This is a genomic window from Variovorax paradoxus, assembly GCF_009498455.1.
Taxonomy (GTDB): domain Bacteria; phylum Pseudomonadota; class Gammaproteobacteria; order Burkholderiales; family Burkholderiaceae_C; genus Variovorax; species Variovorax paradoxus_H.
The window spans coordinates 494,378-509,757 of the sequence record NZ_CP045644.1 but is presented as its reverse complement, the minus strand read 5'-3'; the positions used below and the strand labels follow the sequence as shown (position 1 = coordinate 509,757).

Below are 15,380 nucleotides of genomic sequence, written 5' to 3'. Positions count from 1 at the left end.
CGCGCTCGGGCGCCGCACGGAGCACGACGACACCATGGAATGGATCGACAAGTACCTCGAACACGTGCGCGTGGAGCGTCGGCTCGCGCCGCGCACTGTCGAGCTGTATGCCTTCCACCTGCGCGCGCTGACCGACCACGCGGCTGAGGCCAACCTGCCGCTGGACCGCGTGCAGACGGCGCACATCCGCCGCTGGATGGCGCAGTTGCACAGCGCCGGGCGCGAGCCACGCGGCATTGCGCTGGTGCTGTCGTGCTGGCGCAGCTTTTACCGCTGGCTCGGCCATGAAGGGCTGATCGGCTTCAACCCCGTGCAGGACGTGCACGCGCCCAAGGCGGGCCGGCCGCTGCCGAAGGCGCTGGGCGTGGACGACGCGGTGCGCCTGGCCGAGCTGTACGACTCCGAAGCCGACCCCTGGACCGAAGCGCGCGACGGCGCCATTGTCGAAATTCTCTACGGATGCGGCCTTCGCGTGAGCGAGCTCACGGGGCTCGATGCGCAGGCGAGCGGCACGGCGCGCGGCTGGGTCGATCTCGATGCGATGGAAGCCCACGTGCTCGGCAAGGGCAGCAAGCGGCGCAGCGTGCCCGTGGGCAGCAAGGCGGCCGAGGCGCTGCGCGACTGGCTCGCGGTGCGCGGCGAGCGCCAGGAGCCGGCGTTGTTCGTGAGTGCGCGCGGCGCGCGCATGTCGTCGCAGGCGGTGTGGAAGCTGCTGCGCGAGCGCAGCCTGAAGGCGGGCCTGGCCGCGCCGGTGCATCCGCACATGCTGCGCCACTCGTTCGCGAGCCACGTGCTGCAGTCGAGCAGCGACCTGCGCGCGGTGCAGGAGCTGCTGGGCCATGCCAACATCGCGACCACGCAGGTCTACACGCGGCTGGATTTCCAGCACCTGGCCAAGGTCTACGACGCGGCGCATCCGCGCGCCAAGGCCCGGCCGGACAAGGACGGCAAGTAGTAGCCACGGCCCGTCGCCTGCATGGTTTCTTTTCGTTTTTTATTTCTTCTTTCATTCCTTTCTCCGTTCTCCCATGAAAACCCTTCGCCTCAAGCCGGGCAAGGAGCGCTCGCTCCAACGCCGCCATCCCTGGGTCTTCGAATCCGCCATTGCGCGCGGCGGCGCGGACTCGGGGGAAACAGTGCGCGTGGAGTCGCACGACGGCAACTTCCTTGCGTGGGCGGCCTTCGGCCCCACGTCCAAGATCCGGGCGCGGGCCTGGAGCTTTGATGAGAAGCAGCGCATCGACGCTGCTTTTTTTTCCACGGTCTGCGCGCGCGCGGTGCATGCGCGCGGCCTGTTCGACCTGCAGAGCGACGGCTTGCGGCTGGTGCACGGCGAGGCCGACGGCCTGCCGGGGCTGATCGTCGATCGTTATGGCGACACGCTGGTGGCGCAGTTCCTGTCGGCCGGCGTGGAGCGTTGGAAAGACGTGCTGGCCGATGCGCTGCTCGCGGCCACGGGCCTGACCAAGCTCTATGAACGCTCCGACGCCAGCGGCCGCGAACGCGAGGGCCTGAAGCCGGTCACGGGCTGGCTGCGCGGCGAGGGCGAGACCCAGATCACCATCCGCGAGCACGACTGGCAACTGTCGCTCGACATCGCCACCGGCCACAAGACCGGCTTCTACCTCGACCAGCGCGACAGCCGCCAGCGCTTTGCCGAGCTGGCGCAGCACCGGCGCTTTCGGCGCGTGCTCAACTGCTTCTGTTACACGGGCGGCTTCACCGTGGCCGCGCTCGCGGGCCTGAAGGCGGCCGGGGCGCTCGACGGGGCCTCGCTGGTGTCGGTCGATTCGTCCAAGCCCGCTCTCGACCGGGCCCGCGCGCATCTGGCGCTGAACGGCTTCGAGGGGCAGGGCATTGCCACGGAGTTTCTCGATGCCAACGTGAACACGGTGCTGCGCGAGTTCATCGACCAGGGCCGCACCTTCGACGCGATCGTGCTTGACCCGCCGAAGTTCGCGCCCACGGTGCTGCACGCCGAACGCGCCGCGCGCGCCTACAAGGACATCAACCGCCTCGCGCTCAAGCTGCTGGAGCCGGGCGGCGTGCTGCTCACGTTTTCATGCTCGGGCGGCATCAGCGCCGACCTGTTCCACAAGATCGTGGCCTCGGCCGGGCTCGACGCCGGCGTGGACGGTTACATCGCCGAACGCCTGGGCGCCTCGCCCGACCACCCGATGACCATCGAGTTCCCGGAAGGGGAGTACCTGAAGGGGCTGGTGGTGGTCAGAAAGCCGCTGTGAACGGGGGCTTGACCCCATCGGCAACGCAACTCAGTGGCATTGGCTAAACTGCCCGCCAATCCCCCGCCTTTTTCTGTTTTCCGCTTTCGGAGCACTTTTCCATGGCCCTCATTCCCGCGACCATCCTGACCGGCTTTCTCGGCTCGGGCAAAACCACGCTGCTCAAGCGCATCCTGACCGAGGCCCATGGCCAGAAGATCGCGGTCATCGAGAACGAGTTCGGTGAAGAGAACATCGACAGCGACATCCTCGTGACCGAGTCGAAGGAGCAGATCATCCAGATGAGCAACGGCTGCGTCTGCTGCACCATCCGCGAAGACCTGCGCGAAGCGCTGCAGCTGCTGGCCGCCAAGAAGCGCCAGGGCCTGCTCGACTTCGACCGCGTGGTGATCGAGACCACCGGCCTGGCCGACCCCGGCCCGGTGGCGCAGACCTTCTTCATGGACGACGAGATCGCCGAGAGCTACCTGCTCGACTCGATCTTGACGCTGGTCGATGCCAAGCACGCGCCGCAGCAGCTCAACGACCGCCAGGAAGCACGCCGCCAGGTGGGCTTTGCCGACCAGATCTTCATCAGCAAGAGCGAGCTGGTGTCGGCCGAAGAGACCGACGCGCTCATTCACCGCCTGAAGCACATGAACCCGCGCGCGCCGCAGCAGAAGGCGCACTTCGGCGACGTGCCGCTGAAGGACATCTTCGACCTGCGCGGCTTCAACCTGAACGCCAAGCTGGACATCGACCCGGACTTCCTGAAGGAAGACGACCACGATCACCATGACCATGACCACGCGCATGGCGAGGCGTGCGACCACCCCTCGCACAAGCACGAAGGCCACGGCCACCATCACCACACCGACGACGACGTGAAGAGCTTCGTCTACAAGGCCGACCGGCCTTTCGACCCGGCCAAGCTCGAAGACTTCCTGGGCGCCATCGTGAACATCTACGGCCCGCGCATGCTGCGCTACAAGGGCGTGCTGAACATGAAGGGCACCGAGCGCAAGGTGATCTTCCAGGGCGTGCACCAGCTGATGGGCAGCGACCTGGGCCCGGAGTGGGGCAAGGACGAAAACCGCCAGAGCCGCATGGTGTTCATCGGCATCGAACTGCCGCGCGAAATTCTGGAGCAGGGCTTGGAGCAGTGCCTGGTCTGAAGCCCTGAATGACTTGCTCCTTCCCCCGCTGGGGGAAGGTAGGGATGGGGGCAGGCCTTCGATGAGGCGCCGCGTCTTTGCGGAGGCCGTCGTGCCCCCACCCCGGCCCTCCCCAGCGGGGAGGGAGAAATACCCAGACTTCCGATTACTTGCCGAGCGGCGAACCCACCGGCTTGCCGATGAGCTTGAGCTGGCCTTCGCTGAACTCGACCTGGCTCACCACGTCGTCGCCCGCGCGCTTCACGTAGCCGTTCTCCTCGGCCTGTTCGATCAGGCCCGCGACCATTTCAGGCGGCGGCGTCTGGCCGCTCTCGGCGCCGGTTTCGGCCAGCTTCTCGATCCACTTCACGGGCACGCGCGCGTTGGCCTTGAGCACGCCGCGCTGGAGCAGCAGCGTGTTGCCGGGCAGCTTCAGGTCTTCGTCGGTCACGCCGACAAGGGCCACCGAGTAGCTGATCTCGGCGCTCTGGCCGCCGATCTCGATCAGCATGCGGTCCAGGCCGGCTTCGGGGCTGTGCTTGGCCATGGCCTTGAGGTCGGGTGCGAGCTGCTTGATCAGCGCCTGCATCGCGTCCTTCTGGCCCTTGCTGCGCTGGCCGCAACCGGCACCGTCGGTCGACTGCAGCCAGGCGTCGGCCAGCTTCTTGTAACCGGCCGCCTGGATGCGGCGTGCGCTGCTGGCGATCTCGAACTTGTCGATGGCGGTCTCGTTGACCTTGCCCTTGCCCTTGAACGCGCCTTCGGAGGCGTACAGGCCGTCCTTGATGGTGGCTTCGGCAATCAGGTCGACGTTCTGCAGCAGCACCTTGATGGACTTGGCGGGGGCGGCGCCCTCGCCGCCGGGCATCAGGCCCTTGGGCGCGTTCAGCTCGAAGCTGTCGAGCCGGCCTTCCGACTTGCCGGTGGCCAGGAGCCAGCCGGCGCTGCCGTCCATGTCGGCCTTGGCGGTGAACTTGCCCACCTTCACTTGCACGCCCTTGGAGGCGGTATTGATGTCCATGCCCGGCATCGTCATGTCGTAGCGCAGGCGGGTGCGGGCCGCGTCCATGTCCAGGCGGGCCTGCGCGCCTTGCCAGGCGAACTCGCCCTTGCCTTCTTCGGCCAGCTTGGCGGGCGCGACCGTGAGGTCGCTGGTGAAGCCGCCGCCGAAGCCGACCTTGGTGTGCGCGGTCACCGGCTTGGCCTTGCCGAACAGCTTTTCGGCCTCGGCCTGCGCCTTGGCGTCGAGCACCAGCTCGCTGTCGATGACGGCCGCGGCCAGCGTGCCGCCGGCGAACGGGCCGTGGCGGATGGTGTCGCGGAAGGTGATGCGCACGGGCTTGGGGGGCGTGGCCTTGGCGTCGCTGTCGTCTTCGGTGGGTTCTTCTTCGTCGCCTTCGGTCGTGGCCTGCGCGACGTCGGTCGTGTCCGCGGCCGGCGCGGCGGCGGGTGCCGATGCGGCAGGGGCGGTGGCGGCTTCGGCCTCGGCCGGGCAGCCCAGTTCGAGCGTCACGGTGCTCACGGCACCGAAGAAGTTGCGCTCGTAGCTGCGTTCGATCACGCGCACCAGCGCGGTCTGCTGGGGCAGTTCGCCCAGGGCGACGTCGTAGCTCGATTTGATTTGCGTGCCGGCCCACCAGGTGCTGCCGCCATAGGCGACGGCGATGGCCGCGGCCAGGACTCCCAATACTGCTTTTTTGCTCAAGATTTCTTCCCGATCGGTTGTATTTGAATGGCGGGCGCGGCGCCTCCCGGAGCACACGCCTTGCCTGCGCCGCCTCCGCCGGCGGCGCCGCGCGATGCTACCGGAGCAGGGCAGTGCGCGACCCCATGGCGCTGCGTTTCGAGTTCTCTATACAATCGCGCGCCTGTTCCGGGAGCCATGCTTCGCCCACAGCGGCGAGATATGACTTACGGCACGGGGCGCCGAGGGTTTTTGGCGGGCTTTCGGGGGTATAACCCCGGGGTTCACCACTGAGGACGCCCCCGACAACGTGAGCCGACGCGGCCTGACACCCGCGACGGCTCCCTTGGGAGGAGACACCCAGTGAAAGCGCGTTCCAGTTCGTACAAGGAGCCAGTCACCGTGAAGAAACCCGCCGCCAAGGCCACGCCAGCCACCAAGCCCGCCGCAAAGAAGGCGACGGCTGTGAAGGCTGTACCCGCGACGAAGAAGGTTTCTGCCACCGCTGCTGCCGCCCCTGCCGCGAAAGAGAAAAGCGCTGTCAAAAAGCCAGCGGCAACCCCGGCCAAGACCGGGACCGCGGCTGCCAAGAAGTCCGCCCAGCCCGCAACCAAGTCCGCGGGCGCGGCGCCTGCGTCATCCCAACCGGTCGGCCGTCCTGCGGCCACCCTTTCTGCTCCCCCGACCCCCATGAAAAAAACGGCTGCCGCCTCTTCTTCCGCCCCGGCGACACCCACGATCCCCGCTACGCCCGCTCCCGCCGCGCGTGGTGGCCGCGTGTCCCGGCTGTCGCAACTGACCGTGCCCTCGATGCCCCAATCCGTGGCCTCGACCGCCGCCAAATCCAGCTTCTCGCAGGCGCCTTCCACCGCGCTGGTGCCGCCGCCGCCGCTGGCCGTCAAGAAAGACCCGAAGCTGGTCAACAACTGGAAGGCCAAGACCGCCGCCGAGCTGAGCGATGCCGAAGTCATCGCCATGCCCGACGACGAGTACATGAACGAAAAGCAGATGGCGTTCTTCCGCCTGAAGCTGGTGGAACTGAAGCGTGGCATCCTGGAAAACGCCGGTGAAACCACCGAGCATCTGCGCGAAGACACCGTGGTCGTGCCCGACCCGGCCGACCGCGCCACCATCGAGGAAGAGCACGCGCTCGAACTGCGCACGCGCGACCGCGAACGCAAGCTGCTCAAGAAGATCGAGCAGTCGATCCAGCGCATCGACGCCGGCGACTACGGCTACTGCGACGAGACCGGCGAGCCCATCGGCGTCGGCCGCCTGCTGGCCCGCCCGACCGCCACGCTCTCGCTCGAAGCGCAGCAGCGCCGCGAGCTGAAACAGAAAATGTTCGGGGATTGAACGGCTGCAAGGTAGAGCGAAATCCGCGCTTTCGATAACCTTCTCTGAATGCCAAAGGAAGAATCAGGCCGCCTTTTTTCGAAGGTGGCCAAGTTCGTTCGGAATCCCCTGAAAGACTGGTCGGAGCTGGACGCCCCGTCCTCCGACTCGTCGTTGCCCGAGCAGACCTACAGCCGCGAGATGCTGAAGGAAATGATCGAGCGGCGCCAGCGCAACGACTTCGTGCGCCGCCGCGAGTTCGACATGCTGCGCAAGCTGCGCCAACGCGAGGCGGCGGCCCATGCCTTCGAGGCCACGGTCACGCCGTCGTCGTTCAACCTCAACAGCACCTCCGAAAAGCCCGAAGGCCGCGCGCTCACGCTCAAGAAGATCGACGAGATCGAAGAGCAGATGTCGCAGCAGTGGTGGAAGGGCCGCGGGCCGAATGGCGAGACGCTGGTCAATCCGCCGCCCGACGCGGGCGCTGAGACGCTGCCGCCGGTCGACAGTGGCGGTGACCCGTTGCCGGCCGCTGCAGCGCCTGCAGCCGCGGCTCCGCAGGTTGTTGCCGCGGCAGCCGTGCCCGCGCCGCAGCCGTCCCGGCTCGCCCACGACGGCGCGCTCGAAGAAGCGGTGATCCGCTTCGCGCACGGCGACGACACCGGCGCCGAAGCCATCCTGCTGCAGGCCCTGGCCGCCGAAAGCGCGCTCTCCACCGACGACGGCGCCGCAGCCGCCACGGTGGAGCGCGACGACGCCCGCTGGCGCGCGCTGTTCGACCTGTACCGTGCCACCGGCGACGCCGCCAAGTTCGCGGCCGCCCGCATGCGTTACGCGCAGCGCATGAAGCGCATGGGGCCCGACTGGGTCTCGCTCGACGAGCTCGCACGCAGCGTGAAGGCCGTCACGGCCAGCGAAGACGCCGAAGCGGCCTCCGATACGACGGGCGCCGCCGACTGGGTCAGCCCCGCACACCTGACGCGCGAGGGGCTCATGGCGCTCACGCGGGCGCTCTCGCAGGCCGGCATGGTCTGGACGCTCGACTGGCGCGCGCTCACCGACATCGATCCGCCCGCGGTCGCGCCGCTGCGCATCCTGTTCACGCACTGGTCCGATTCGCCGGTGCAGCTGCGCTTCTTCGGCGCCTCGCAGCTCCTGGCCGTGCTGGCCGCGGCCACGCCCAACAACGAGCGCCATCCCGACGACGCCTGGTGGCAGCTGCGCCTCGCGACGCTGCGCATGCTGCACATGCCCGACGACTTCGAGCTGGTGGCGCTCAACTACTGCATCACCTACGAGGTGTCGCCGCCGTCCTGGCAGGACCCGAAGGGCGAGTGCACCTCGCTGGCCGCGCCGCCGGCGAGCCGGCCGAGCTCGGTGTGGTCGCTGCTGTCGGTCGGGGGCGATTCCGAGAGCTTCCCGTCCACCGACAGCGGCTTTGCCGCGCTGGCGGGCGACCTGCGCGGCGATTCGCTGTCGTGCTGGCAGCGCCTGGACCACGACCTGCGCCACACGACGGCGCCGGTCATCTCGTGCGCGGCCCTGCTGCGCATGGACCTGGCGGCGGCCGGCACGCTGCTGAGCTGGGTCCGCGAGCGGGACGCGAATGGCGAGCGGGTGCAGTTCGTCGATGCGCACCGGCTGATTGCGGCGCTGTTCGGGCTGATCGGCATCACCGACCACGCCACGGTCGCTGTCCGCAAGAACTGACCCCGTAACAGGGGTGTCCGCGGCCTCTGCGCCGCGGTTTTTTCCGCCAGCAGCTTGTCCGACCGCAGGGGTTGCATTGGCGGGGCCCATCCCCAGATGGCTGCGATGGAACAGTTTCACGGCACCACCATCGTGAGCGTGCGCCGCAAGACCCCCCAAGGCGATCAGGTCGCCATTGGCGGGGACGGGCAGGTCACTCTCGGCAACATCGTCATCAAAGGCACGGCGCGCAAGGTGCGGCGGCTCTATCACGGCAAGGTCCTGGCGGGATTCGCCGGCGCCACCGCCGATGCCTTCACGCTCTTCGAGCGTTTCGAGGCCAAGCTCGAAAAGCACCAGGGCCACCTGACCCGCGCAGCGGTCGAACTCACCAAAGATTGGCGCACCGACCGCGTGCTGCGCAAGCTCGAGGCCATGCTGGCCGTGGCCGACGCCACGACCTCGCTCATCATCACCGGCAATGGCGACGTGTTGGAGCCTGAAGACGGCGTGATCGCCATCGGTTCGGGCGGCGCGTACGCCCAATCGGCGGCCAAGGCGCTGATCGACAACACCGACCTTTCGGCCGAGCAGATCGTGCGCAAATCGCTGGCGATCGCCGGAGAAATCTGCATTTACACGAACATGAACCACACGGTGGAAGCGCTCTGACCATGTCCATGACCCCCCAGGAAATCGTCTCCGAGCTCGACAACCACATCGTCGGCCAGCCCGCCGCCAAACGTGCCGTGGCCATTGCGCTGCGCAACCGCTGGCGCCGCCAGAAGGTCGACGACACGCTGCGCCACGAGATCACGCCGAAGAACATCCTCATGATCGGCCCGACGGGCGTCGGCAAGACCGAAATCGCCCGCCGCCTGGCCCGTCTGGCCGACGCGCCGTTCATCAAGGTCGAGGCCACCAAGTTCACCGAGGTGGGCTACGTGGGCAAGGACGTCGATTCGATCATTCGCGACCTCGCCGAAATCGCCGTCAAGCAGACGCGCGAATCCGAAAGCGTGAAGGTGCGTGCGCGCGCCGAAGACGCGGCCGAAGAACGCATTCTCGACGCGTTGCTGCCTCCGGCACGTGGCGTCGATGGCGCTGCGCCCGCACTCGACAGCCCCAACCCCACGCGCCAGGCCTTCCGCAAAAAGCTGCGCGAGCACCAGCTCGACGACAAGGAAATCGAGCTCGACCTCGCCGAGACCCGTGCGCCGCTCGAGATCATGGGCCCGGCCGGCATGGAGGAAATGACCGAGCAACTGCGCGGCATGTTCGGCCAGATGGGTGGCGGCAAGCGCAAGACGCGCAAGCTCAAGATCGCCGAGGCGATGCGCCTGCTGATCGACGAAGAGGCCGCCAAGCTGGTCAACGAGGACGAGATCCGCACGCAGGCCATTGCCAACGCCGAGCAGAACGGCATCGTGTTCATCGACGAGATCGACAAGGTCGCCACGCGCAGCGAAGCGCAGGGCTCCGACGTCTCGCGCCAGGGCGTGCAGCGCGACCTGCTGCCGCTCGTGGAGGGCACGGCGGTGTCGACCAAGTACGGCGTGGTGCGCACCGACCACATGCTGTTCATCGCGAGCGGCGCCTTCCACCTGAGCAAGCCGAGCGACCTGATTCCCGAGCTGCAGGGGCGCTTTCCGATCCGCGTCGAGCTGCAATCGCTCTCGGTGTCGGACTTCGAGAGCATCCTCACGCAGACCCGTGCGTCGCTCGTGAAGCAGTACCAGGCGCTGCTGGCCACCGAAGGCGTGACGCTCGACTTCACGCCCGACGGCATCACGCGGCTGGCGGCCATCGCCTTCGAGGTGAACGAGCGCACCGAGAACATCGGCGCACGCCGTTTGTCGACCGTCATGGAGCGCCTGCTCGATGAGGTAAGCTTCGACGCCACCCGCATCGAGGGTCAGACGGTCCGCATCGATGCCGCTTATGTCGACGAGCGCCTTGCGGCACTAAGTCACGACGAAGACCTTTCGCGCTTCATCCTCTGAAGCCGCCTCCCTCGGCCCCTGTAACGGGGTCGTCCTTCACGCATCACTTTCACTGCGTGAGCTAAGTACTTCATTCTCAACACAATTCGCCGATTTCCAGGTTTGGAAATCGGCGCTAAGTCGTTGATTCCATTACAAAAAATACCCTCGAGCCCCAGTTGCGTCGCAAGTGTTTCCTGCTACAGTGGAAAAAAGTGCAGTTAAGTGGGAAAAAGTGCGGGCAACGCCCCTTTCGGGTGTCGCGGCACCTCCCACCACAGGGGTTTCGTGGTCGTGTTTCAAGGCGCTTCATCGCTCAGTCTGGATGCCAAGGGGCGGCTCTCCGTGCCGACCCGGCATCGCGACGTCCTGAGCGCCACGGCGGGCGGCCAGCTCACGATCACCAAGCATCCGCACGGATGCCTGATGGTGTTCCCCCGTCCCGAATGGGAAAAATTCCGCGAGCGCATTGCTGCGCTGCCGATGTCGGCGCAGTGGTGGAAGCGCGTCTTCCTCGGTAACGCGATGGACGTCGAGATGGACGGCACCGGCCGCGTGCTGGTGTCGCCCGAGCTGCGCGCCGCCACCGGCATCAACCGCGAAACGCTGCTGCTGGGCATGGGCAACCACTTCGAGCTCTGGGACAAGGCGACCTACGAGGCCAAGGAGGCCGAGGCCACCCAGGGCGAGATGCCGGATGTGTTTCAGGACTTCGCGTTCTGAGGAGCCCCGTGAACACCCCCCTGACCCACACGACCGTCTTGTTGAACGAGGCGGTGGAAGCACTTCTTTCCGGCAGCGCGGCAGCCACGGGCACGTACGTGGATGCCACCTTCGGACGCGGGGGGCATGCGCGCGCCATCCTCGCGCGGCTGGCGCCGGAAGGCAGGCTCATCGCATTCGACAAGGATGCGGAAGCAGTGGCCGAAGCAGCGCGCATCTCGGATGCGCGTTTTTCTATCCGCCACCAGGGATTCCGCTCGCTGGGCGAATTGCCCGACGCCAGCGTCAACGGCCTGCTGATGGACCTGGGCGTGAGTTCGCCGCAAATCGACAACCCGGTGCGCGGCTTCAGTTTTCGTTTCGACGGTCCGCTCGACATGCGCATGGACACCACGCGCGGCGAGAGCGTGGCCGAGTGGCTGGCAACGGCCGAACTTCAACAAATTGCAGAGGTGATCCGTGACTATGGCGAAGAACGGTTTGCTGTTCAGATTGCAAAGGCGATTGTTGCTCGCAGACAAGAACGGGGCGCAATTTCAACCACCACCGAACTGGCCGAGCTCGTGGCTGGCACGGTCAAAACCCGCGAGCAGGGCCAGAACCCTGCAACGCGCACATTTCAGGCTTTTCGGATTTTCATCAACGCCGAGCTTGAGGAGCTGCAACAAGCGCTAGAAGCCAGCCTGTCGGTGCTCGCGCCCGGCGGCCGGCTCGCGGTAATCAGCTTCCATTCGCTCGAAGACCGCATCGTCAAGCAGTTCATCGCCAAGCACTCGAAGGAGGTCTACGACCGCCGCGCGCCCTTCGCTGCGCCCAAGGTGATGAAGCTGCACGCGCTCGAGCGCATCAAGCCGTCCGAAGAAGAAGTGCGCGGCAACCCGCGCTCGCGCAGCGCCATCCTTCGGGTGGCCGAACGCACGGAAGCCGGGTAGCCATGGCGCGGATCAACCTGCTCCTTCTGCTGGCCGTCATTGCGACGGCTTTGTACCTTGTGCACACCCAGTACCAGTCGCGCCAGCTCTACACGGAGTTCGACCGCGCCCAGCAGGAGACGCGCAAGCTCGAAACCGAGCATGACCGCCTGCAGGTGGAAAAGCGCGCCCAGGCCACGCCGCTGCGCGTGGAGAAGCTCGCCAAGGAACAGCTGCAGATGCGCACGGCCTCGCCGGCCATCACCCAGTACGTGCGCCCCGACGGCTCGGTGATCCCGGCCATCGCACCGCTGCCGCCCACCACGCCGCCCAAGCCCGGCGCCGCCACCGCGAGGCCCACCCGATGAGCCGCGGCAACCGCAGCGTGCGCTACACCACCAGCCCCTTGCTCGCGAGCAAGACGCCGGTGTGGCGCAGCAAGTTCATCGTCGCCGGCATCGCCTTCGGCTTCGTCATGCTGGCGGGGCGGGCCGCGTACGTGCAGGTCTTCAACAACAGCTTCTTCCAGCGCCAGGGCGAGGTGCGTTTTGCGCGCACGCTGGAGCTGCCGGCCAACCGCGGCCGCATCCTCGACCGCAACGGGCTCATCCTCGCGTCCAGCGTGGTGGCGCCCAGCATCTGGGCCATTCCCGAAGACGTGGAGCGCGACGACCCCGAGGTGCGCGCCAAGCTCAAGCAGGTGGCCAGGCTGCTCGGCATGCCGCAGAAGGACTTCGACAAGAAGCTCGAAGACGAAGACAAGACCTTCGTCTGGATCAAGCGCCAGGTCGACGAGCCCATTGCCAAGCAGATCGCGGCGCTCAACCTCAAGGGCATCTACCAGCGCAAGGAATACAAGCGCCAGTACCCCGAGGGCGAGGCCGCGGCGCACGTGGTGGGTTTCACCAACGTGGAAGACAACGGCCAGGAAGGCATCGAGCTGGCGTTCAACAAGGAGCTGGCCGGCAAGGCCGGTTCGCGCCGCGTCATCAAGGACCGGCTGGGCCGCGTCGTCGAAGGCGTGGGCGAGCAGGTGCCGCCGGTCGAGGGCCAGGACATCCAGCTCAGCGTCGACAGCAAGGTGCAGTTCTTCGCCTACCAGAAGCTGCGCGACGCCGTCACGGCGCGCAAGGCCAAGGCCGGCAGCGTGGTGGTGCTCGACAGCACCACCGGCGAGGTGCTGGCATTGGCCAACTACCCGAGCTACGTGCCCGACAAGCGCCAGAACCTCACGGGCGAGCAGCTGCGCAACCGCGCGCTCACCGACACCTTCGAGCCCGGCTCGACCATGAAGCCCATCACCGTGGCGATGGCGCTGGAGGCCGGGCGCGTGAAGCCGTCGACCATCATCGACACCGCACCTGGCCGCTACCAGTTGGGCGGCTTCACCATCAGCGACACCCACAACTACGGGGCGCTGACGGTCGAGGGCGTGATCCAGAAGTCGAGCAACGTGGGCGCGCTCAAGATCGCCCAGAAGATGACGCCCCACGAGATGTGGGACACCTACACCGCCCTCGGCTACGGCCAGAAGCCGCAGATCCAGTTCCCCGGTGCCGTGACGGGCCGGCTGCGCCCGTGGAAGACCTGGAAGCCGGTCGAGCAGGCCACCATGGCCTACGGCTACGGCCTGTCGGCCTCGCTGTTCCAGATGGCGCATTCGTACACCTCGTTCGCGCACGACGGCTCCATCATCCCGGTCACCATCCTGAAGAACACCGAGCCGCCGGTCGGCGTGCGCGTGTTCTCGCCGTCCAACGCGCTCGCGGTGCGCAAGATGCTGCAGATGGCCGCCGGCCCGGGCGGCACCGGCACGCGCGCGCAGACGGTCGGCTACTCGGTCGGCGGCAAGTCGGGCACGGCCCACAAGCAGGTCGGCAAGGGCTACGCCAGCAACAAGTACCGCGCCTGGTTCACCGGCATGGCGCCTATCGAGAAGCCGCGCATCATCGTCGCGGTGATGATCGACGAGCCCAGCGACGGCCAGTACTACGGCGGCCTCGCCGCGGCGCCCGTGTTCAGCGAAGTCGTGCAGCAGACGCTGCGCATGATGAACGTTGCGCCCGATCTGGCGGTCAAACCCCTCGTGCTGACGCAAGACGTCCCCGAGAGCTTCTGACATGCTGACATTCACTTCTCCCACCACCGCCGCGTTCTGGCTGAAAGAGCGCGTGCAGGGCGCACTGCAGGCCGACAGCCGCGCGGTCGGCCCGGGCGACGCCTTCATCGCCTGGCCCGGTGCCGCGACCGACGGCCGCCAGCACGTGGCGGCCGCGCTGGCGCAGGGCGCCGTGGCCTGCCTCGTCGAGCACGAGGGCGTGGACGCCTTCGGCTTCGACGGCGATGAGCGCATCGTGAGCTACCCCGGCCTCAAGGCCGCCACCGGCCCGATCGCTGCCGCCTTCTACGACAACCCCTCGGCGCAGCTCGACCTGCTGGCCGTAACGGGCACCAACGGCAAGACCTCCACCGCGTGGTGGCTGGCCGAGTCGCTGTCCACGCTGCGCGCGGCCGGCGGCGTGCGCGCGATGCGCCCCGACGGCACCACCGAGCGCGGCGCCCCGTCGCCCTGCGCCGTGATGGGTACCTTGGGCATCGGCGTGCCGCCCGACCTCACCTACACCGGCCTGACCACGCCCGACCCCGTGATGCTGCAGCGCGCGCTGCGCGGCTTCGTCACCGAAGGCTTCGGCGCCTGCGCCATCGAGGCCTCGTCGATCGGCATCGCCGAGCGCCGGCTCGACGGCTGCCGCATCGCGGTCGCCGTGTTCACCAATTTCACGCAGGACCACCTCGACTACCACGGCAGCATGGACGCCTACTGGCAGGCCAAGGCCGAGCTGTTCCGCTGGCCCGGCCTGCGCGCCGCCGTGATCAACATCGACGACATGCACGGCGCCAGCCTGTGCGCCAACCTCGTCGACGCCGGCATCGGCGCGCTCGACGTCTGGACCGTCTCGGCAGCCGGCAAGCCCGCGCGGCTCATGGCACGCGACATCGGCTACGACGCGCAAGGCCTGCAGTTCACCGTGGCCGAGCACGGCAGCACGGCGCCGGCCGAACGGCTCGCGACCGGGCTCATCGGCCAGTACAACGTCGCCAACCTGCTTGGCGTGCTCGGCACCCTGCGCGCGCTGGGCCTCACGCTCGCGCAGGCCGTGGCCGCCTGCGCCCACCTCAGCAGCGTGCCGGGCCGCATGGACCGCGTGCAGCCGACCGACAACGCACCGCTGGCCGTGGTCGACTACGCCCACACGCCCGACGCGCTCGACAAGGCCCTCGCCGGCCTGCGCCCGCTCGCCAAGCAACGCGGCGGCGCGCTCTGGTGCGTGTTCGGCTGCGGCGGCAACCGCGACCCGATCAAGCGCCCGCTGATGGCCGCCGTCGCCGAACGGCAGGCCGACCACGTCGTGCTCACCAGCGACAACCCGCGCAACGAGAACCCCGACGCCATCATCAGCCAGGCATTGCGCGGTTTCACGCGCGTCGAGGCGGCCCGCGTGCAGGTCGACCGCGCCCGCGCCATCGCCGAAACCATTGCGCAGGCGGCGCCGCAAGACGTGGTGCTGATCGCCGGTAAGGGCCACGAAGAGTGGCAGGAAATCGCGGGCCAGCGCCTGCCGTTCTCCGACAAGACCCACGCGCTCGACGCGCTCACGAAGCGGGGTGCCGCATGACCG

General features: G+C 67.6%; 13 protein-coding genes. 12 read left to right on the top strand and 1 reads right to left on the bottom strand.

Going from position 1 to position 15,380, the window contains the following annotated elements; translation table 11 throughout:
• Positions 1–34: 34 nt before the first annotated feature.
• The 3 genes from GFK26_RS02235 (at position 35) to GFK26_RS02225 (ending at position 3,397) form a co-directional block, all read left to right on the top strand.
• Positions 35–955, top strand: coding sequence for a tyrosine recombinase XerC (locus tag GFK26_RS02235; protein ID WP_153280660.1), 921 nt, complete (start codon positions 35–37; stop codon positions 953–955).
• Between the two features lie 73 nt (positions 956–1,028).
• Positions 1,029–2,243, top strand: a complete 1,215-nt coding sequence (locus GFK26_RS02230) for a class I SAM-dependent rRNA methyltransferase (protein ID WP_153280659.1) — start codon at positions 1,029–1,031, stop codon at positions 2,241–2,243.
• Positions 2,244–2,344: 101 nt separating this feature from the next.
• Positions 2,345–3,397, top strand: coding sequence for a CobW family GTP-binding protein (locus GFK26_RS02225; protein ID WP_153280658.1), 1,053 nt, complete (start codon positions 2,345–2,347; stop codon positions 3,395–3,397).
• A 145-nt stretch (positions 3,398–3,542) separates the two neighbouring features.
• Here the strand turns inward: GFK26_RS02225 and GFK26_RS02220 are convergent, their stop codons facing one another.
• On the bottom strand, positions 3,543–5,081 hold the full coding sequence (locus tag GFK26_RS02220; RefSeq protein WP_228121873.1) for a YdgA family protein: 1,539 nt from the start codon (positions 5,079–5,081) through the stop codon (positions 3,543–3,545).
• Positions 5,082–5,750: 669 nt separating this feature from the next.
• On the opposite strand from GFK26_RS02220, the gene dksA reads away from it, so the two are divergent.
• The 9 genes from dksA (at position 5,751) to GFK26_RS02175 (ending at position 15,377) form a co-directional block, all read left to right on the top strand.
• Positions 5,751–6,416, top strand: coding sequence for an RNA polymerase-binding protein DksA (gene dksA, locus GFK26_RS02215; RefSeq protein ID WP_153280657.1), 666 nt, complete (start codon positions 5,751–5,753; stop codon positions 6,414–6,416).
• Between the two features lie 48 nt (positions 6,417–6,464).
• Positions 6,465–8,105: an STAS domain-containing protein gene (locus GFK26_RS02210; protein WP_153280656.1), complete on the top strand. Its 1,641-nt coding sequence runs from the start codon at positions 6,465–6,467 to the stop codon at positions 8,103–8,105.
• 105 nt (positions 8,106–8,210) lie between these two features.
• Entirely contained in the window at positions 8,211–8,756 is a 546-nt protein-coding gene (gene hslV, locus GFK26_RS02205) for an ATP-dependent protease subunit HslV (RefSeq protein WP_042578379.1), read from the top strand.
• 2 nt (positions 8,757–8,758) lie between these two features.
• Positions 8,759–10,087, top strand: a complete 1,329-nt coding sequence (gene hslU / locus GFK26_RS02200) for an ATP-dependent protease ATPase subunit HslU (protein WP_153280655.1) — start codon at positions 8,759–8,761, stop codon at positions 10,085–10,087.
• A gap of 273 nt (positions 10,088–10,360) precedes the next feature.
• Positions 10,361–10,789: a division/cell wall cluster transcriptional repressor MraZ gene (mraZ, locus tag GFK26_RS02195; RefSeq protein ID WP_056576192.1), complete on the top strand. Its 429-nt coding sequence runs from the start codon at positions 10,361–10,363 to the stop codon at positions 10,787–10,789.
• An 8-nt stretch (positions 10,790–10,797) separates the two neighbouring features.
• Positions 10,798–11,721, top strand: coding sequence for a 16S rRNA (cytosine(1402)-N(4))-methyltransferase RsmH (gene rsmH / locus GFK26_RS02190; protein ID WP_062474238.1), 924 nt, complete (start codon positions 10,798–10,800; stop codon positions 11,719–11,721).
• Positions 11,722–11,723: 2 nt separating this feature from the next.
• Positions 11,724–12,068, top strand: coding sequence for a cell division protein FtsL (ftsL, locus tag GFK26_RS02185; RefSeq protein ID WP_153280654.1), 345 nt, complete (start codon positions 11,724–11,726; stop codon positions 12,066–12,068).
• Positions 12,065–13,819, top strand: coding sequence for a peptidoglycan D,D-transpeptidase FtsI family protein (locus GFK26_RS02180; protein ID WP_153280653.1), 1,755 nt, complete (start codon positions 12,065–12,067; stop codon positions 13,817–13,819). Before ftsL ends, GFK26_RS02180 begins: the two co-directional genes overlap by 4 nt.
• Position 13,820: 1 nt before the next feature.
• Positions 13,821–15,377, top strand: a complete 1,557-nt coding sequence (locus GFK26_RS02175; RefSeq protein ID WP_153280652.1) for a UDP-N-acetylmuramoyl-L-alanyl-D-glutamate--2,6-diaminopimelate ligase — start codon at positions 13,821–13,823, stop codon at positions 15,375–15,377.
• Positions 15,378–15,380 lie beyond the last annotated feature (3 nt).